At 35.4% G+C, this 18,435-nt stretch carries 15 protein-coding genes; 7 read left to right on the top strand and 8 right to left on the bottom strand.

Annotated features, from left to right (window positions below; genetic code table 11):
* Nucleotides 1-200: 200 nt before the first annotated feature.
* From EGH73_RS02455 to EGH73_RS02435, 5 genes are read right to left on the bottom strand one after another with little or no spacing between them, the layout of a single operon-like run.
* The gene (locus EGH73_RS02455) at nucleotides 201-1,871 is read right to left on the bottom strand and encodes an LlaJI family restriction endonuclease (protein WP_123280522.1); all 1,671 of its coding nucleotides are present in this window, start codon (nucleotides 1,869-1,871) and stop codon (nucleotides 201-203) included.
* Nucleotides 1,872-1,873: 2 nt separating this feature from the next.
* Nucleotides 1,874-3,697, bottom strand: coding sequence for an McrB family protein (locus tag EGH73_RS14130; RefSeq protein WP_245985377.1), 1,824 nt, complete (start codon nucleotides 3,695-3,697; stop codon nucleotides 1,874-1,876).
* Nucleotides 3,678-4,742 carry a DNA cytosine methyltransferase gene (locus EGH73_RS02445; RefSeq protein WP_123280521.1) on the bottom strand — a complete coding sequence of 355 codons (1,065 nt, stop codon included), beginning with the start codon at nucleotides 4,740-4,742 and terminating at the stop codon, nucleotides 3,678-3,680. The genes EGH73_RS14130 and EGH73_RS02445 overlap by 20 nt, the downstream gene beginning before the upstream one ends.
* On the bottom strand, nucleotides 4,739-5,629 hold the full coding sequence (locus EGH73_RS02440) for a DNA-methyltransferase (protein ID WP_221177732.1): 891 nt from the start codon (nucleotides 5,627-5,629) through the stop codon (nucleotides 4,739-4,741). Before EGH73_RS02440 ends, EGH73_RS02445 begins: the two co-directional genes overlap by 4 nt.
* Nucleotides 5,630-5,634: 5 nt before the next feature.
* Nucleotides 5,635-5,931, bottom strand: coding sequence for a helix-turn-helix domain-containing protein (locus tag EGH73_RS02435; RefSeq protein ID WP_123280520.1), 297 nt, complete (start codon nucleotides 5,929-5,931; stop codon nucleotides 5,635-5,637).
* Between the two features lie 406 nt (nucleotides 5,932-6,337).
* Here EGH73_RS02435 and EGH73_RS02430 point away from each other — a divergent pair, with 406 nt between their 5' ends.
* From EGH73_RS02430 to EGH73_RS02395, 7 genes are all read left to right on the top strand, one after another.
* A complete protein-coding gene (locus EGH73_RS02430; protein ID WP_123280519.1) occupies nucleotides 6,338-7,405 on the top strand; it encodes a tyrosine-type recombinase/integrase in 1,068 nt (355 codons plus the stop codon).
* A gap of 422 nt (nucleotides 7,406-7,827) precedes the next feature.
* On the top strand, nucleotides 7,828-8,232 hold the full coding sequence (locus EGH73_RS02420; RefSeq protein ID WP_148041674.1) for a hypothetical protein: 405 nt from the start codon (nucleotides 7,828-7,830) through the stop codon (nucleotides 8,230-8,232).
* 218 nt (nucleotides 8,233-8,450) lie between these two features.
* Nucleotides 8,451-10,397 (top strand): 1,4-alpha-glucan branching protein GlgB, encoded by a 1,947-nt coding sequence (glgB, locus tag EGH73_RS02415; RefSeq protein ID WP_123280516.1) that lies wholly within the window; start codon nucleotides 8,451-8,453, stop codon nucleotides 10,395-10,397.
* Nucleotides 10,398-10,416: 19 nt separating this feature from the next.
* Nucleotides 10,417-11,823 (top strand): glycogen synthase, encoded by a 1,407-nt coding sequence (locus tag EGH73_RS02410; protein ID WP_123280515.1) that lies wholly within the window; start codon nucleotides 10,417-10,419, stop codon nucleotides 11,821-11,823.
* Nucleotides 11,824-11,941: 118 nt separating this feature from the next.
* The gene (locus tag EGH73_RS02405) at nucleotides 11,942-13,210 is read left to right on the top strand and encodes a glucose-1-phosphate adenylyltransferase (RefSeq protein WP_123280514.1); all 1,269 of its coding nucleotides are present in this window, start codon (nucleotides 11,942-11,944) and stop codon (nucleotides 13,208-13,210) included.
* Nucleotides 13,211-13,302: 92 nt separating this feature from the next.
* Nucleotides 13,303-14,070, top strand: coding sequence for a DUF3108 domain-containing protein (locus tag EGH73_RS02400; protein ID WP_123280513.1), 768 nt, complete (start codon nucleotides 13,303-13,305; stop codon nucleotides 14,068-14,070).
* A gap of 292 nt (nucleotides 14,071-14,362) precedes the next feature.
* The gene (locus tag EGH73_RS02395) at nucleotides 14,363-15,007 is read left to right on the top strand and encodes a J domain-containing protein (protein WP_123280512.1); all 645 of its coding nucleotides are present in this window, start codon (nucleotides 14,363-14,365) and stop codon (nucleotides 15,005-15,007) included.
* A 232-nt stretch (nucleotides 15,008-15,239) separates the two neighbouring features.
* Here EGH73_RS02395 and EGH73_RS02390 read toward each other — a convergent pair whose 3' ends face one another.
* The 3 genes from EGH73_RS02390 to EGH73_RS02380 form a co-directional block, all read right to left on the bottom strand.
* Nucleotides 15,240-15,908, bottom strand: coding sequence for a GDSL-type esterase/lipase family protein (locus EGH73_RS02390; RefSeq protein ID WP_123280526.1), 669 nt, complete (start codon nucleotides 15,906-15,908; stop codon nucleotides 15,240-15,242).
* Between the two features lie 86 nt (nucleotides 15,909-15,994).
* Nucleotides 15,995-17,134 carry an endonuclease gene (locus tag EGH73_RS02385; RefSeq protein WP_123280511.1) on the bottom strand — a complete coding sequence of 380 codons (1,140 nt, stop codon included), beginning with the start codon at nucleotides 17,132-17,134 and terminating at the stop codon, nucleotides 15,995-15,997.
* Between the two features lie 138 nt (nucleotides 17,135-17,272).
* Nucleotides 17,273-18,409, bottom strand: a complete 1,137-nt coding sequence (locus tag EGH73_RS02380) for an endonuclease (RefSeq protein WP_123280510.1) — start codon at nucleotides 18,407-18,409, stop codon at nucleotides 17,273-17,275.
* Nucleotides 18,410-18,435 lie beyond the last annotated feature (26 nt).

Raw genomic sequence — 18,435 nt, 5'->3', positions numbered from 1 at the left:
ATACCCAGCAAAAAGCTCCCAAAGCTTCCGTTCAACAGGGTTTTCATTGTTCGTGCTGCGCACGCAACGAAAACTTAGCTATTATCGGTAGTGGCTCTTTTCGTCCGCTTTGTTGAGCGTTGGCTTGGTGGCTCTTTTGCAATTTTGGCTTTGTGCTGCAGGCTTGTGCGAATTGCAAATGTGCCACCAAAAGCGTTGGATTAGGTTAATATATAGTCTGTTTTTTCTTCCAATTCAGTTTCAAACTTTGAAATTACTTCGTCAATGTCAGAATCTTTTTCAAAGGCTAAAATTAGTTCGTTTTCAAGTTGTGATGGTTTGTAAACTTTTCCATTCAACAGCTTAAAATGTTGATTAATAAAATTATCTTCAATTGGTTTAACCTTATAAAATTTATATTTTTCATTGATAAAAGCTACCAACTTTTCTCTGAATGTTTTTTGCGTATCTTTTTTGAAATTATTTTTCAATGTTGAATTTCTTGATAAATAAGCCGAAAGCACAAACAGAAAATTAATGTTGTATGATTGAACAAACAATGTGTCTCTGTCAAACAATCGGTTCTCAAAATGATACTGCATTATTGGTTTTCCTGTCTCGTTCAAATACGATTTAGAGAAATCAAAATCTTGGTTTACAAAAGCGGAAATGAAGAAATTCGGTGTAATGTTATATCCCTCCGTTTCATTTTCTCGGTATCTAATTCTTTGGTCTAAATTTTCGTTGTTAAACAAATCAATGTTATACTGAATTACATTCTTCGCATAAGTAAATTGTTTCGCTTTTGAATTTTTCCCTACGTTGTTTTGAGGTTTGTAATATTTACTATCTCCTACAAAATAGATTTCATCTTCGATGAGTAACGATTTGTATTTGTAAATATGGTCAATTTGTTTTCCGTCTGCGTGGCTTTTCAATTCAGGCAACAATGTTGTGTCGCCAATTAAATCATCAATCATATCTTCAAACACGATATTAAAATCCTTGATTAAAAGGATTTCTTCCATCTGTTTTTTGGATTGTGTTTGTTCACTTCGCTCGAAATACGCATAAAGCAACTTGTACAAACTAATCATTTTGTCTGAATAGTATTTGTATTTTATGCTTTTCAACAATCTGCAACCTTTACGCAAAACACTTTCAAATTTATGACCTTTGATGAGTTCATAGTTTTGCGGAGGGATAAAGTTAAACGAATATTTTTCTTTGATGAAATTTAATGTCGAGTAAAAAAGTATCAATAATTCTTCATCGTCATTTACTCTTTTTCTTGTTGTCGCTAAATCAACATAAATTGGCGTGTTATTTTGAATGATTGGCTGCTTTTTATTAATGGTTTTGTGCCAATTTATTTTGTTTTGTTGTGAGTGAGCTGTTTTCGCAATGAATGTAAATAAATCTTGGTTTTCCTTGTGAAATCTTAATAAACTTAAAATAATATCCAATTCAGTACTTGAATTTTCATCTAAATTGGTTACAATTTGATTGATAAATTGGTTTTCTGTAATCGAATTGTAAAAATGTCTTTTATTGAATTGCTGAATTGCTCGATATAGCCAAGTTGAAATTTCAAAAATGAGTTTGTCTTTTCCTGTTTCTTTTAATCTATTGATTATTCCAAGTGTTGGATTTATCAAGGTTTCAGGCTCAAATTCATCAAAGGCAAGTTCTTTTTCATTGATACGATTGATAAAAACTTTTGGAAAAATGATGACTGCATCGCCTTTTCCGTCATTTATTTGTGGATTGAAATAATACCCAACGAAGTTGATTTTTGATTCAATACCATTCACAGGGAAATAGTACCTTTCAGTTAAAACTTTTGAAAGGTCTTCCGTTTTGTAATGATATTCTTCAAATAATATTATCATTGTTAAGGTTCAATTCCGTTGAATTTCAAAAATGCTTTTACAACTTCTGTTGCGTTGTCGTTGTAAAGTTCGCCAAATTGAAAATCTATCGGATTGTTTTCTTCATATTCATATTTGAAAATCGAACTTTGAGTTCCGTATTCATCTTTATAAACTTCTGACCACAAGTAGAATAAAACTTTAGACCTGAATTGGTCAAATGTTATATTTCCGTCTTTTGGATTCACAAAGCGGTTTCCAAGTTGTTTGTCTTCACTGCCTGTAAGATTCTTGATTGCTGGATTTATAATCTCAATGAAATGACCCCAATTGTATTTCGTTGTATCGTCAATTTCAATGGTCATTTGTTTGGCATCTTCATAATTTACAGGTACAAATTCCCAATCCCAACGTCTTTTGAATGCACTATCCATCGGGAAAAGTGATTGGTCAGAAGTGTTCATCGTTGCTAAAATATAAAGATTGCTTGGCAAAATGATTTTATCTGAAACAATTTCAGTTCCAGTAAAAGCTTCTTTCAAATGGTTAGCTAAATCCTCATTGCAATCAATCTCATATTTTGATTTTCCTGTATCATCTCTATCCAAACATTGAAAAATATCTCCAAAAATTTGAGCACAATTTCCTCTGTTGATTTCTTCAATAATCAAAAAGTGTTGTTCATCAGGATTTTTCCACGCTTCGCAATATGCTTTTGTAAATGCCTGTGGAACGAATTTGTACTCAATATTTGAACCGTTCATCACAGGCTTATAACTACCTACAAAAGAATGATAATCTGTTTCGGGGTGGAAAGTTGTTCTTGTTCGGTTATGACCATTTGTTTTCAACTCAATTGCTCGACTTTTCCCTGTTCCGGGAGAACCGTAGAAAATGATTTGATGAGGAAGATTTTCTATATTTTGTAGGTCTTCAACATCTCCAACTTGATTGTTAGGCTGTTCTTCTTGATAAATTACCGTTCTTTTTGGAATTAGATTTAAAGATGTTTCAACTGCATTATTATAGCTCTGTAATTCAGCTAAATCTGCAACATTTTTAATGTTAAAACCATTATTTCCATCTTCCTTGATAAATCTATGCAAATCTGATTTTACAAACGATTTTAAAATTCTGAAAGGACCAACAGGCTCTACATTATCCTTATCATTTACAGTATTTCCATTTATCAATTTTTCATAAATTCCCTCTTGTTGAAAGTATAGTTCTGTATTATCGTCTTTTCTTATCTTGAACTGTGTTTCTTCTGAAAAGATAGTTAAAGTTGTTTGTATCTTCTTGTACAAATTTACATCAGGTGTATAGTTCGGAGTTTTTAAAATCCAATTATACAAGAGTTCCTTTAGCTCATCAGAAACGGAGTTATCTCTTTCAGATAAAACATTGTCTAATAAAATTAGATTTGTTGAAAACTCAAGTTTTTTGTCAAATCTTTTTCCTCCTGTTCTTTCACGAGTATTTTCTCCTGGATTATTGACAAATGTTACTTTCGCCAACTTCCAAAATAATTCTAATGTTACTTGAAGTGATTCAATCTGTGATTTGAAAAGAGGATTTCCGTTAATAGCGTTTTTGAAGTTAGCATCATTAACGACTAATGCTCCAAATAAATTCTTTGCACTTGCTAATAGCGCATCTTGAATTTCAATTTGAGTATTTGGTGCATTTACCTCTTTTGAATATGTTATTGAAGAGCTTTTATTGTCTGACAAGTATAAAGTATATAAAAGGGCGAACAATTCTTTTATTTCTCCCAAAGAAGATTTAATACCGTGTCTGAGATTAATCTCATTTCTCTCTTTAAAGCTATTTGGATACGTTTTCATTATCGTTATCTTTTTTAATTGTTTTGGCAATGGAATATGCTAACAAAGGCGGAACGGCATTTCCAACTTGTTTTAATTGAGATGATTTTGTTCCGTAAAATATAAATCTATCGGGAAAAGATTGCAATCTTGCTCCTTCACGTACCGTAATACATCTGTCCAAAATTGGGTGTGTAAACATTCCTGAAGATGGAGTATCGAATCTTGTTGTTATTGTTGGAGCAAATCCGTCTTCTTTAAGTCTCGTCCACGTACCTGAAAAAATGGATTTGGTCAATAATTCTTTAGGTAGAACTTCTTTCCCCATTCCTTTCGGAATCATTGATAGCTTTTTCAAAGCCAATTCACTATGTTTTGTTGCCTGATGATTATAAATTCCTTTAGAACCTTTTCTCATTAGTTTTTGATAATCAGATAATGGCTCACAAGGATAATTATCAATTTCTCTCCCTTCCCCAGATTTAATTTTTGGCAAATCATAAATCGCATCAGCAACAGTTGTTTTCTTACCATTTGTTTTTGGCAACAATAACTTTTCTGTTCCTTTTTTTCCTAAGAAAAATGCTCTTTTCCGATTTTGTGGAACTCCAAAATCGGAAGCTGTTAGAATATCTACATCTACTTCATAGCCTAAATCATTAAATGCACAAATAATCTCATTTTTAAAGAAACCATTTGACGTTGTGGTTATGTTAGGAACGTTTTCTAATAAGAAATATTTTGGTTTAAAAGCCTTTACAAATTCAATGAAATATTGAAAAAGATAATTTCGTTCATCGTCTAAACTTAATCTTTTTCCTTTTTGAGAAAAACCTTGACAAGGTGGGCCACCAACAACAATATCTATATTTTTATATTTCTTTGTCAAATCTTTCAGGTTCAACTTTTCTATATCTGTTGAAAAAACATCAGTATTAGGATGATTTAGCTTATAAGTATTTGCAATAGATTCATCGTGTTCTATTGCAAACACAGTTTCAAAACCAGCCATTGCGAAACCAAAAGAAAGTCCGCCAACTCCCGCAAATAAGTCAACTACTCTCATTTTATTGCAATATCTTGGATTCTATTTTTAGAAATTTCATAATATTCTTTGTCCAATTCTATCCCTACAAATTGTCTGTTATTCAGTTCACAACTTACTCCAGTAGAACCACTTCCCATAAATGGGTCACAAATTACATCTCCTTCATTTGAAAGAACTTTTGTAAAGTGATTTAAAATTTCAATTGGTTTTTGAGTTGGATGTTTTCCGAATTTTTTTTCACTTTGTGTAGTCAAAGATGATTCTATAAAGTCGTGAAGAACTTTATTTTCATTATTGAAAGTGCCTGTTGTTCCCTCATTGATAAAATAAACCCAAGCTTCAGTAGAATTTACAAAATGTAAATTCATATTTCTTGGCATTGGATTCGTTTTGTGCCAAACACCAACTGTTTTGTAATAGAAATTATTTTGTTCTGCAAGATTGATAATAGACTCAATTTTCATCAAAGACATAAATAACAATAAACTACCTTTTTTTCGTAGAATACGGTTGCTTTGTTTGAAGAATGCACTCATTTTCATTAACCATTCTTCGTATTCTAAATCATCCCAACCTGCATAGGCAAATTGGTTTTCTCTCATTTTAACAAGGTTTGTACCTCTTTTGTGCATAAAAGAACCTAAGTTGAAAGGTGGGTCGGTAAGTATTAAGTCAACACTTTCACTTTCAATATGCGACATCAGTTCTTCACAATCTCCATTTGCAATTTTAGAATTTGCTGTAATTGACTCAAATTGAGTTTTTGCATTGTCTATTTGAAGATTGGTAACTACGTTTTGATTAAATAAATTGTATCTTGGTGAATACAAATCATTTGGTTCTTCGACAAAATTATGTTTTATCGAAGGCTCATTCACAATATTTATATTCAATGTACTTTTCATTACTTTTATTTTTTTGAATATTTTACACTTTCCTCAGCAACCATCATAGCTAATAAGGCATTATCTTCATTTTTCACAACATCACATATTTGGTCAGCTAACCAAAGTGTCAACAATTCATCAGATTTTACATTTAAAATTTGAGCAATTTTTAAAACCGTTTCCTTTTTCGCCTGTCTTTCTCCACGCTCAATTTTACTTAATTGAGCTGTGTCCATTTCAAGTAATGGGGCAACTTCTCTTAGAAGTAATTTTTGTTTACTCCTAATCATTCTAATTTTATGTCCAAATTTGCTACTCATTTTCAAAATGATGACTTGTCATATTTTGGCAAATATATCAAAAATGATATTAGAAACCTATCAATTTTCATACATTTTTGGGTGGTGGGTGGGCTTGGTGGGAAAAATAAATGTGGTGCAAAAGCGTTGGAATTGTGCGGTTGGTTGCACCTCTTTTATTTTTTGAAGCGTTGGCAAATTTTACTTTTTGTCAGTCGGTTGAATTTGTGTCGGAGTGTTGTTTTGCCATTACCGATAACACCCAAATATACGAAAGTTTCTCTAGTCTAAAGAAAAATATTTATTTTTAATAATATCCCAGTTTCGTTAGTTTTTTTACTAATTTTATTATTCGCAATATCAATAGATTTTTAAACTATAAGTCAAAGTAGATATTTAAAATGCGAACATTAAAAACACTTTTATAATGGACTTAGATTTATACAATTTCAGTTTTGGTACTCACAGAGACAAAAATGTCATCTGGATTCGTTTTGAGAAAAATAATACCCTTATTAAGGAGCTTCGTAAAGACTTTCCATCTGCTAGGTGGAGCAGTACAAACCGAGCTTGGCATTTGCCGGATCTCCCTGCAGTGAGAGATGCGCTCAAGTTAACAAGAAAAGAATGGGGAAGCCAGATCAAGTCCGAAATAAATGAGGTAAATCAAAAAGCTTTTTCAGATTTTATAGACCAGCTGAAGCTAAAGGCTTATAGTAAGAACACAGTCCGAACCTACATCACAGAGTTTGGGCATCTGCTTCGGACTCTTCGGACTTTTCCGGTAGATGATCTTTCAGAAGATCGGCTGAAAGATTATTTTCTTTACTGCCTGGAAAAAGAAAAAATCAAGGAAAACCATCTGAACAGCAGGATCAATGCCGTCAAGTTTTATTATGAGCAGGTACGCAAAAAATCCAAAATGTTCTTTGATATCCCGCGTCCCAAAACGCCCAAGCTTCTCCCAAAAATGCTCTCCCAAGCAGAAGTACGCAAGATCTTTGACCATACTACAAACCAAAAACACCTTCTGATGTTGCAACTTTGCTACGGAATGGGACTCCGCGTGAGTGAGATTGTAAACCTGAAAATAGAACACATAAACAGTGGCAATATGCTGGTTCTCATTGCCGGTGCCAAAGGTAAAAAAGACCGTTATACCAATTTGCCAGAGTCTGTGCTGGTGCTTCTCAGAGCTTACTACAAAACCTACCGCCCAAAAGATTACCTCTTCGAGGGGCAGTACGGCGGAGCATACACGGTTAGAAGCGTGCAAAGTGTCTTCAAGCAGGCAATGGCAAAAGCAAAAGTCAACAAGAGCATTGGCGTGCATGGGTTACGCCATTCCTATGCCACGCATCTAATGGAGAGCGGCGCAGATATCCGATTTTTGCAAGAGCTTCTGTGGCATAATTCTATCAAGACTACACAAATCTACACCCATATCACAGATGTTTCAAAATCAAAAATAAAAAGTCCATTGGATTTTTTATAAAATAATAATGTAAAAAATAATTCCTTAACTTTACAATGAATTCTAAGCTCCATAAAATCATAACCTATAGAGAGCATATCCAATACAAGTCCATTACATATCCAGTAAAGTCCAATAGAATAGTAGTTGAGAATCTTAGTGGAGCAATAGGTAACTTGGTATTTGTAAACAGAGATGGCAAAACACACGTTCGCTCAAAACCTAAAAAGGTAAACCAATCCACTACTATCAGAGGTGCCGCTACTGGCTTTGGTGAAAACAGCAATCACGATCGTATCCTGAGAGAGTCTATCACAGACAAAATACAAATCAGAAACTACCGTTGTTTTTCCATCAACCACCGCACTAGGCTCAGGCTCACGATAGGAGAGTCCACCAACCAAGATTGTACCACAAAGATGGCGTAACTCAATCCGCAGCCAATGGTCGGCACGGTATTCAATAACGATTGGCAGTGGGATAGAGCCTCCAATTTCTATCCCGAGTATAACTTGAGTGGACAAAATACGATGACTGTCCATTTGCCTCAGCTTAAAATAGGCAAACAGATCATTTTCCCCAAAAATGCAGTGGAGGCAAACCTCAATATATATGCTTTCACAATAAACCCCAATACGCAGAATATACAGACCGAGATCCTTTCATCCCTATCGTTCAGTTTGGAAAATAAAGATATACCAGCACAGGATTGGATATTTGATATTCCCCAAGGTACTTTTTGGCCAATGATATTGGCAACCATCAGCTACACATCACCCAAAAACAATATTGCCGAGGAGCATAAGCATACCGGCACTTATCTCTGGGCAAAATCCATCAATTCATAAAAAAGAAATTTCCTCCCTTTAGGGTTGGGGCAAAGAAATTTCCTCCCTTTAGGGTTGGAGCAAATAAATTTCCTCCCACAAAAAAACTTTAATATTATTTAACAAAAACTTTGTTACTATGTAACGATTAATATTGTTATTTTGGTAAAGGTATTATAATTGCTAGCAAATCAGCATTTATAATTCATCATTCATCATTTATCACTTATAATTAACCTATGTCGGTTCAACCATATTCACTATTCTCCGATTTTGATATTTATCTTTTCCGTTTAGGAAAACACACCAGGCTTTACGAAAAGTTCGGTTCTCATAAGGTCGAGGTCGATGGGGTATCCGGTGTTTATTTTGCCGTTTGGGCGCCAACAGCCACAGACGTTGCTGTAATGGGGAATTTCAACAATTGGGATTCTTTTTCTCACAAGTTGTCAGGACGGTGGGATCAATCTGGGATTTGGGAAGGTTTTATTCCCGATTTGGATTTTGGTGAAGTTTACAAGTATGGCATTAGGACAAAAGACGGTATTTTATTAGAAAAAGCAGATCCATACGGACTTTGTTTTGAGAATGCTTTGCAGGCAGGATCTGCAGTTTGCACCACTTGGTACGAGTGGCAAGATAAAGACTGGATGGAAAAACGCTGGCGTTACAACAGCCTCGAAGCACCAATTTCTGTTTACGAGATGCATCTCGGTTCTTGGATGCGTGACCCAAATAATCCTCAACGTTTTCTTAGCTATGGCGAGATAGCAGACAAATTAGTTCCTTATCTCAAAGCCATGAATTTTACCCACGTAGAATTTATGCCCGTGATGGAATATCCATACGACCCAAGCTGGGGCTATCAGATTACAGGATTTTATGCCGCAACCTCCAGATTCGGTGGGCCACAGGAATTGATGTATTTGATTTCCGAACTTCATAAAAATAATATCGGTGTTTTTCTGGATTGGGTGCCTTCTCATTTTCCGGGAGATGCCAATGGATTGCATCGTTTCGACGGTTCTTTTTTATACGAACACGAAGATCCGAGAAAAGGCTTTCATCCAGATTGGAAATCCTATATTTTCAATTACGGAAGACCAGAGGTAAAATCTTTCCTGATTTCAAATGCAATATTTTGGCTAGACCGTTACCACGCCGATGGTTTGCGTGTGGATGCGGTGACATCTATGCTACATCTCGATTATTCCAGAAACGATGGCGAATGGGAACCGAATATCTACGGTGGCAACGTCAATCTGGAAGCGAAACAATTTCTGCAAGATTTCAATACCGCGGTTTATAAAGAATTTCCAGATGTGCAGACTATTGCAGAAGAAAGCTCCGATTTTCCAAAACTAACCAAACCTGTCCACGATGACGGAATTGGTTTTGGGATGAAATGGATGATGGGCTGGATGCACGATACATTGGACTATTTCAAAGAAGACCCAATCAATAGAAAATACCATCACAACAAAATCACCTTCACGAGCACCTATATGTATAATGAAAATTATATGATGCCGTTGTCACACGATGAGGTAGTGCACGGAAAAAGCAGCCTGATTTACAAAATGCCGGGTGACGAGTGGCAGAAATTTGCCAATCTCCGCGCTATGTATGTCTATATGTTCACCAATCCGGGAGCGAAATTGCTTTTTATGGGAGATGAGTTTGCACAAACCAACGAGTGGAATTTCACAAGCTCTCTTGATTGGCATTTGCTCCAGTATCTTGTTCATAAAAATCTTCAGGAGTTTGTTCGGGATTTGAATCTGATATACAAAACTCATCCAGCTTTATATGAACTTCAATTCTCGCCTTATGGCTACGAATGGGTTGATGGCGACGACAGAGATAACTCGATTTTTATTTACTTGAGGAAAAGTAAAAATGATAAAGAAGTTCTAATGACTGTTCTGAATCTGACACCCAATAGTTTCGATTACAGAATTGGTGTTGATGAAAATACAGATTGGAAAGTAATCCTCAATTCCGATGAAGAAAAATACAGCGGAAGCGGAGTAGAAGCTGTTATTTCTCAAAGATTAGAGGAAGGCTGGAATAATAGAAAGAATTCAATCATTATCAAATTACCGCCATTATCAGGCTTGATTTTGAAGCAACATAAAGTCATCAAGAAGTCAAAAATTGCCGACTTTTTGAAACGAAGAAAATAATTAGCAAGAAAAAAGATTTATGAAAATATTTCACCTTTCTATGGAATGTTATCCTGTCGCAAAAGTCGGTGGACTGGCGGATGTGGTAGGCGCTTTACCTAAATATCAAAACAAAATGGGGTTGGATGCCAGCGTGATAATGCCTTGGTACAACAAACCGTTTTTCTACAACCACGATTTTGAGATTGTGTTTGATGGTTTTATTCATCAGTCGTTTCATATGTATCAGGTTCAGGTTTTCAAGGAGAAAAGCAATGTTTTGGGGTTTGAACTCTATCTGGTGAAAATCCCGGGATTATTGGATAGGGATAATGTTTACGGCTATTGGGATGAGAGTCAGCAGTTTATTGCATTTCAGCACGGTGTTTTGCATTGGCTAAGTGCGATGCAGATTCGTCCGGATATTTTACATTGCCACGATTATCACACAGGACTTGTTCCTTTTATGATTGATAATTGCTACGAATTTCGTTTTCTGAAGGGCGTCAAAACTATTGGAACCATTCATAATGGCGAATACCAGGGCACTATGGACTGGCAGATGTCCAATTTTCTCCCTCATTTTGATGGTTGGAAGTGGGGGCTTTTAGACTGGAATGGCAGAATCAATCCTATGGCGGCAATGATAAAATCTTGCAATGCTTTCAACGCTGTTTCCCAAGGCTATTTGGAAGAATTGTTTTACAGCTTCCAAGGTATAGAACCTTTGATGAATCAGGAACGCCAAAAAGCTTTCGGGATTATCAACGGTATTGATACAGAAGTCTGGAATCCGGAAACGGATGATATGCTGAAGTTCAATTATAATAAAGATTACGCACAAGAAGGCAAGTGGGAAAATAAAAAAGTCATTTGTGCAGAATATGGCCTGAATCCGAATCTTCCGCTCTTTGGATTTATAGGCAGATTTGCCGGTGAGAAAGGAGCAGATCTTTTGCCGGAAATTGTCCGGAAAAGTATTCAGGAAACCAATGGCTCCCTTAATATTATTATTTTGGGATCAGGAAATCAACAAATAGAAAACGAACTGAAAGCTTTGCAGAGTCAGTTTAATATTAATTTTGCGTTGGATCTTGGCTATAAAGAATATTTATCGCACCAGATCTATGCTTCGGCAGATTTTCTGCTAATGCCAAGTCGTGTGGAACCATGTGGTTTAAATCAGATGTATTCTATGCGTTACGGCACCATACCTATCGTGCGTTACACTGGTGGTTTGAGAGATACAGTTCAGGATATCTCAACAGGTGGAGCGGGACTCAATTTTACTTTTCCCGGAGCAGACGATGCCGTGCACGCTATCAAAAGAGCATTGCATATCTACAGCCAAAAAGAACTGTTGAAGGGATTGATTTACAATAATATGTCCTTTGATTTTTCTTGGGAAAAGTCTGCTGAGAATTATTCAGAATTATACCATTATTAATTGGTGGACAAAATCTGAAAAGTGCCCCAAAATATTATGGTAATAGTGGCGTAATATTTGAAAACAATTCTTAAATTTATATAAACAACTAGAAAATAATATATAACCAGCACTTTTTATGAAAGATAGCGTAATCTCCATAGTTTTAGGAGGCGGAAGAGGTAGCAGACTGTTTCCTCTCACTTACAGCAGATCCAAACCGGCGGTTCCGATTGCTGGAAAATACCGTTTGGTGGACATTCCCATTTCCAATTGTCTCAATTCCGGGCTGAACAGGATTTTGGTATTAACCCAGTTTAATTCGGCGTCGTTGAACTCCCATATCAAGAATTCTTATCACTTCGATATATTTAGTAAAGGTTTTGTTGATATTCTGGCTGCTGAACAAAATGTGGAAAATGAAAATTGGTACCAGGGAACCGCAGATGCAGTTCGCCAGACAATGAAACATCTTGAAAAATATGAATATGAATATATTCTGATTCTTTCTGGTGACCAGCTATATCAGATGGATTTCAAGAAAATGATAGATTTCCACAAAGAAAAAGGTGGCGATATTACCATTGCCACAATTCCGGTAAATGCAAAAGATGCCACAGGTTTTGGAATCATGAAAGCTGACGAAGAAGGTAATATCACTGCCTTTACCGAAAAACCAAGTTTGGACGTTCTAGCAGATTGGAAATCTGAAACCAGTGAAGAAAGTAAAGCTCAAGGTAAAGAATATCTCGCATCTATGGGAATCTATGTATTCAGTAAAAATGTATTAAGAAAACTATTTGCTGAACACGAAGGCGATGATTTCGGAAAAGATTTCATTCCCGCATCCATTGGAAATCTCAATGTACTGAGTTATCAGTATGATGGTTATTGGACAGATATCGGTACTATTGAATCTTTTTACGAAGCCAATCTGGATCTTGCACAAGATCTTCCGCAATTTAATCTCTTCAGCTCTAACCCCATTTATACAAGAGCCAGGATGTTACCTCCGACTAAAATCAACGGGTCTTATGTGAGCAAGACAATCTTCGGTGACGGATGTATTATTCTAGCAGATAAGATAGAAAATTCTATTATTGGAAACAGAACGAGGGTAGATCGTGGGACGACTATAGTGAACTCATATGTAATGGGTGCAGATTATTATCAGACTGCTCAGGAAGTGTCTGATAATGAATTGAGTGGAAAAACCAATATGGGAATAGGAAAGTATTGCTATATTGATATGGCTATTCTTGATAAAAACTGCTACATTGGAAATAACGTGAGAATCATTGGCGGAAAACATCACCCTGATGGTGATTATGATACCCATTCCATCAAAGATGGTATAGTGGTCATTAAAAAAAATGCGGTCATACCTGACGGAACGAACATAATGTAATTATTACGATATTAAACCTTTCGGAATCGGAAGGTTTATTTTTTATATTTGGCAAATTATTTGTCTTAGAATTTATTCATATATCATAATTAATGAAGAATATTTTTTTATTTATAGGATTTTTATTTTTTTCAACTGTATACGGACAGTTTGATAACATCAATGCAGGAGAAGTTTTAAGTTATAGAATTCATTATGGCTTTATTACAGCAGGAAATGCAACGCTTGCCACTACTAAAACATCATATAACGGTCAGCCAGCATTTTATGTAAAAGGAACAGGGAAAACAAGTGGCACTGCGAAAGCTTTTTTTAAGGTAGAGGACAGTTATGAAAGTTATATCAATACAAGAAAAGAACCGCTTTTTTATGTCAGAAATGTGGCAGAAGGCAGCTACAGACAGCATTTGCAGACCACCTTTAATCCTAATAATAATTCGCTGGTTTTGGTTGATAAGATCCATACGGACAGACCCGCAAAAACAGTAAATGTGCCAGACAATGTCCAGGATATGATGTCATGTTTTTATTATCTCAGAAGCCTGCCATCAGAAAACCTGCGAGTAGGTAGTGTAGTGCGAATGAATGTCTGGATAGATGATGAAATTTTTCCGTTTCAGCTGAAAGTTGTAGCGGCTGAAAAACTATCCACCAAATTTGGTAAAATAGAATGCTTAAAAATAGTCCCATCTGTAATGAGCGGCAGGGTTTTTAGAGAAAAAGAAGGAGTAACCATGTGGGTTTCTAATGACCAAAACAGAGTTCCTATTCTGATAAAAGCCGAATTGGCAGTTGGATCACTGAAAGCAAGCATTGATGGTTTTACCAACGTAAAATATCCATTAAATTTTAAAAAATAAATATACTCAAAAACCACTCTTGTAAGGGTGGTTTTTTTTGATGCAGATCATCATCATTTCGCCAAGAAATTGTTAAGTAATAAAATGATGTGGTGAATAAAATAATTCCAATTCAATAGCCTGAATCACTTAAATGTATTGAAACAACAAGTGAGAATGCAATTCGGTAGAGGATGCTGCAAGTGGAAACTGCAGAATGATTTTAGCAAAATGGATATATTGTCAGAAAAACGGGAAGTGTAGCGTTGCATTTTTTGTTGATGAAAAGTTTTGAAATCATTAAATTTGCTTTGTGAAGGATTACTACTACTTTCTCGGAATTCCTAAGGATGCTTCTGCAGAAGATATCAAAAAAGCGTACAGAAAATTATCCCTGAAATATCATCCGGATAAAAATGATAATGATGAGTTCTTTTCAGATAGATTCCGAGAGGCTCAGGAAGCATACGAAACACTAACTGATGCGGACAGAAGACGACTTTATGATCAGAATCTAAGCAGTCAGCAGAGAAATGTAAAAAGTATTCTTCCTCCGAAAATTAAGAGTTTTTCCGCAAGTAAAATCCGAGCAAAAGTAGGCGAGGAAATCACAGTTTATTGGAATACTTATGATGCTGACCTTGTGAAAATTGTGCCTTTCGGTTTAGAAAAACCAAATGGAGAAAGAACAATTAGGATTAAAGAGTTTGATTCTCAGGGGAAATTCCAGATTCTCCTTCACGCAACCAATACGGTTCTTCACAAGACCATCGTTCAGGGTATCACCATTACTGAGCTTGCAGATTCAGAATCCAAATCTGAGGAAAAAGAATCGTTAAACAATTCAAGTGACTCGTTACCAAAATCTCCAAAAAAAGAAAACCAATCTAAAAGACTGGTTTCTGTTCTTATATTTATCGCACTGACTGCGCTGATAATCTGGCTGATGTTTAGCTGATTTTAGCTCTTCCAGGACATTTTTTACAACGTTTTCCTTTCTTGAATTTTTTGCAACATTTTTTCTTTTCGCAATACATCATTTCGTCGTTTCTGTAAGCGGGCTCTAATAGCGCTATCTTGAAAGGTATAATCTGCTGAATCATAGATGCAAATATAATTAATTTAGAATTAATACAAATAAAAATAATTAATTACGACGATGATTTCTGTCAGGTCAGACTTTTTTCATTTTACTTTAGATGAGATTTCATAACTTGGGACCAAAGTCTGTAACCTTCCGGTTTCATATGAAGCATGTCGTCCAGGAAAATATCCGTCCGGAGTTTTCCATTGGCATCATTCATCACTTTAGTTATGTCAATGTATTTTGCTTTCTTTTGCGATTTAAGATAACTTTTTATCAGGGCATTCACTTCGGTCACTTCCGGCCAGAATTTTTCACGGCTTGGAGAATATTTGATAGAAACATACGCCACCGGAACTCTAGGATACTTCTGACGTATTTTCCCAAAAAAGGTTTTGAATCTTTCAAATACTTCTGCTGCAGTAGGATTGTCTGTTGCAATATCATTTTCTCCACAGTAGATTACAATTTGTCTGGGGTTGTAAGGATCTAAAAGATCATCCGCATAATAATTCAGATCGAGCAACCTTGAGCCACCAAAACCTCTGTTAATTATGGTTTTTCCGGGAAAATAATCATTCACATCCTGCCATTTAGTAAAGGATGAACTTCCTACAAAAAGAATTGGTTTGGTGGGGATTCCTTTGGTGTCATCGATTGTTTTAAATTCCTGAATGTCTTTCCAAAATGGTTTATCTTGTGCAGAGAAAAACAGGGAGTTGAGAATCATTGCCAAGAAGAAAAGCTTTTGGAAAAGTAATTTGTTATATTTCATTTTTAAATCTTTTTGAAGTCTCAAGGTAAAAAAAAATCAGTTGCGTAAGCAACTGATTTCAAAATTTTAATATTTGTTTTAGACAATTAATCCACGATAAATTTTGTGTTCAATTCTCCTGTTTTCAAGATGTAAACTCCTTTTGGTAGATTTTTTAAAGTGATTGTATTTCCATTTTGGAATGGATTCTCAATTGTTTGAACATTTTGTCCAACAGTATTATAGATAAAAACTTTTTTGAATTGTTTCAAATCTTGGTCTCCAGTTATATTAATTATATTTCCTTTCACAGGATTTGGTGCAATAGTCAAATTTTTAGAGAAAGATGCATCGTCTATACTAAGTGCAGATCCCCAAATTGCTGTGATCCATTCAGGATGATCTATAAATGGATTTCTGTTTTTTTGATAGACATACACAGCATTGTTACGATCGATTTCTTTTTGCGAAACGGGATCTTGTGCAGACCATCTTAATAACATATTAATGTACCAGCTTTGAAATCCGGGAAATTTGTTTCCATCAAAAGGACTTCCGGAAACATTTAGATTATAAAAATCAGAAAGATTGTTTTCATATCTCGTTATGAAATATAGATGCATCCTTGCCATATCACCTTTGAACTCATTAATAGGTTCAAACACTGTCCCAAAAAATCCAGGAGTCTTACTGCTACCAATCTTTGTTCCGTTCAAAAATGTTTGTGAAGCTGTACCAACCTCTCCATAGTTGTAATTTCCTCTTTTAGAGTTAACATAATAATCTGTGGGAATAACAAAGTTTGCGTCATTCGCCATTGGTGTTGCATTTTGCCCTCCAAAAAAAGATTTTGGTAAAGAATGTTCTCTATTATAACAAAAACCTTCATTGTTTTGGTTGGTGCTTCCACATTGGTTTCCTCCTGCACTAACTTGTCCAAAATTAAACTGATAAGGATCGTTGCTTACACCTGGCGTATTAGCGGCAGGATTTTCAGAATACATATCAAGGATTGTATTGTCGTTTTCATAGTATTTGTCTCTATCTGTTGTCTGGAAAGCTTTCCAAAGACCTGTACTGCCTGATCCATAGCCCATATCCTGATGACCATTTGTAATGATTTGTCTCAGCTGAGTTTTTAATGCACTTCCGGTAAGTCCGTTGGCACTGTCATAATAGCCGGTTGGTATTTGTGCACTTAGCAATCCTGAGATACCAGCTAGTAATAAAAGTAAAGATTTTTTCATTTCTGTAAATTTATTTTTAGTAAAGTTATAAAATTAATTATTACATCTAGTTTTAACGATTTTTAATTGATCAAGCATTAATGAAAAATAAAAGACAGAAAATATCTTCTGTCTTTTATAGATGTAAATTTACTGTAATTATTCAATAATAAATTTAGTGTTTAACTCTCCGGTTTTTAGAATGTAAACCCCCTTTGGTAAATTATTAAGAGTAATTGTATTTCCCGCTTGGAAAGGATTTTCGATGGTCTGTACATTTTGTCCAACCATATTATAAATAAAAACTTTTTTGAATTGTTTCAAATCTTGGTCTCCAGTTATATTAATTATATTTCCTTTTACAGGATTTGGAGCAATAGTCAGATTTTTAGAGAAAGAAGCATCATCTACAGCCAAAGGAGATTTGCCCCAGATCATTTCAACCCACTCCGGATGATCAATAAACGGATTTCTGTTACCTTGGAAAGTGTAAGAAGCATTATTGCGGTCAATTTCTTTTTGAGAAACAGGATCTTGCTCACTCCATTTTAACATCAGATTAAGATACCATAATTGCAGACCTCTATTTTTAGAACCATCTAGAGGGCTAGATGCTGTTTGGTATTGGCTAAATGATGTGAGATTATCTTCGTACCTTGTAACAAAGTACAAAGCCATTCTTGCAAAATCACCCTTGAACTCATTAATAGGTTCGAAAACAGAACCACTGTAACCAGGAACTTTGCTTGGTCCAACTTTAGTTCCGTTTTTGGAAGTCCAAGTTGCTGTAGAAACTTCGCCATAAGGATAATCTCCTCGTTTGGAATTGGTGTAGCCATCCGTTGGAACTACAAAATGGATATCGTGTGACATAGGAACTGCATTGATGCCGCCAAAATAGGTTTTTGGGATTGAGTGTTCCCTGTTATAGCAGCTTCCTTCTCCGGAATAGCTTCCGCACTGGTTGCCACCTGCAGATGCCTGTCCCCATTTGAATTCGTAAGGGTCATTGCTCACACCGGGAGTATTGGCTGCAGGATTTTCGGAATACATATCGATAATGGTTCCGTCATTTTCATAATACTTATCGATATCAGTTGTTTTGTATCCTAGCCATAATCCTCCAGTGCCACTCCCGTAGCCCATATCTTTTGCTCCATTAGTAATTATTTGAGCAAGTTTTGTTTTCAAACTGTAGCCCGATAGGCCTGTAGTTCCGTCATAATATCCTGTTGGAATCTGAGAGAAGCCAAATCCGAAAATCCCAACAAACACAATAATAAAGCTTTTATTCATTGTCCAAAATTAAGACTTTAAAATTA

It is taken from the genome of Epilithonimonas hominis (assembly GCF_003730015.1).
In the GTDB taxonomy this organism is placed as follows: domain Bacteria; phylum Bacteroidota; class Bacteroidia; order Flavobacteriales; family Weeksellaceae; genus Epilithonimonas; species Epilithonimonas hominis.
Note: the sequence above shows the minus strand (reverse complement) of the source record. Positions and strands in the feature narration are given on the sequence as shown.

Bases quoted from the DNA above. Each gene is read 5' to 3' on its own strand.
- EGH73_RS02455 (WP_123280522.1), bottom strand. From the start codon at position 1,871: ATGATAATATTATTTGAAGAATATCATTACAAAACGGAAGACCTTTCA.
- EGH73_RS14130 (WP_245985377.1), bottom strand. From the start codon at position 3,697: ATGAAAACGTATCCAAATAGCTTTAAAGAGAGAAATGAGATTAATCTC.
- EGH73_RS02445 (WP_123280521.1), bottom strand. From the start codon at position 4,742: ATGAGAGTAGTTGACTTATTTGCGGGAGTTGGCGGACTTTCTTTTGGT.
- EGH73_RS02440 (WP_221177732.1), bottom strand. From the start codon at position 5,629: ATGAAAAGTACATTGAATATAAATATTGTGAATGAGCCTTCGATAAAA.
- EGH73_RS02435 (WP_123280520.1), bottom strand. From the start codon at position 5,931: ATGAGTAGCAAATTTGGACATAAAATTAGAATGATTAGGAGTAAACAA.
- EGH73_RS02430 (WP_123280519.1), top strand. From the start codon at position 6,338: ATGGACTTAGATTTATACAATTTCAGTTTTGGTACTCACAGAGACAAA.
- EGH73_RS02420 (WP_148041674.1), top strand. From the start codon at position 7,828: ATGGTCGGCACGGTATTCAATAACGATTGGCAGTGGGATAGAGCCTCC.
- glgB (WP_123280516.1), top strand. From the start codon at position 8,451: ATGTCGGTTCAACCATATTCACTATTCTCCGATTTTGATATTTATCTT.
- EGH73_RS02410 (WP_123280515.1), top strand. From the start codon at position 10,417: ATGAAAATATTTCACCTTTCTATGGAATGTTATCCTGTCGCAAAAGTC.
- EGH73_RS02405 (WP_123280514.1), top strand. From the start codon at position 11,942: ATGAAAGATAGCGTAATCTCCATAGTTTTAGGAGGCGGAAGAGGTAGC.
- EGH73_RS02400 (WP_123280513.1), top strand. From the start codon at position 13,303: ATGAAGAATATTTTTTTATTTATAGGATTTTTATTTTTTTCAACTGTA.
- EGH73_RS02390 (WP_123280526.1), bottom strand. From the start codon at position 15,908: ATGAAATATAACAAATTACTTTTCCAAAAGCTTTTCTTCTTGGCAATG.
- EGH73_RS02385 (WP_123280511.1), bottom strand. From the start codon at position 17,134: ATGAAAAAATCTTTACTTTTATTACTAGCTGGTATCTCAGGATTGCTA.
- EGH73_RS02380 (WP_123280510.1), bottom strand. From the start codon at position 18,409: ATGAATAAAAGCTTTATTATTGTGTTTGTTGGGATTTTCGGATTTGGC.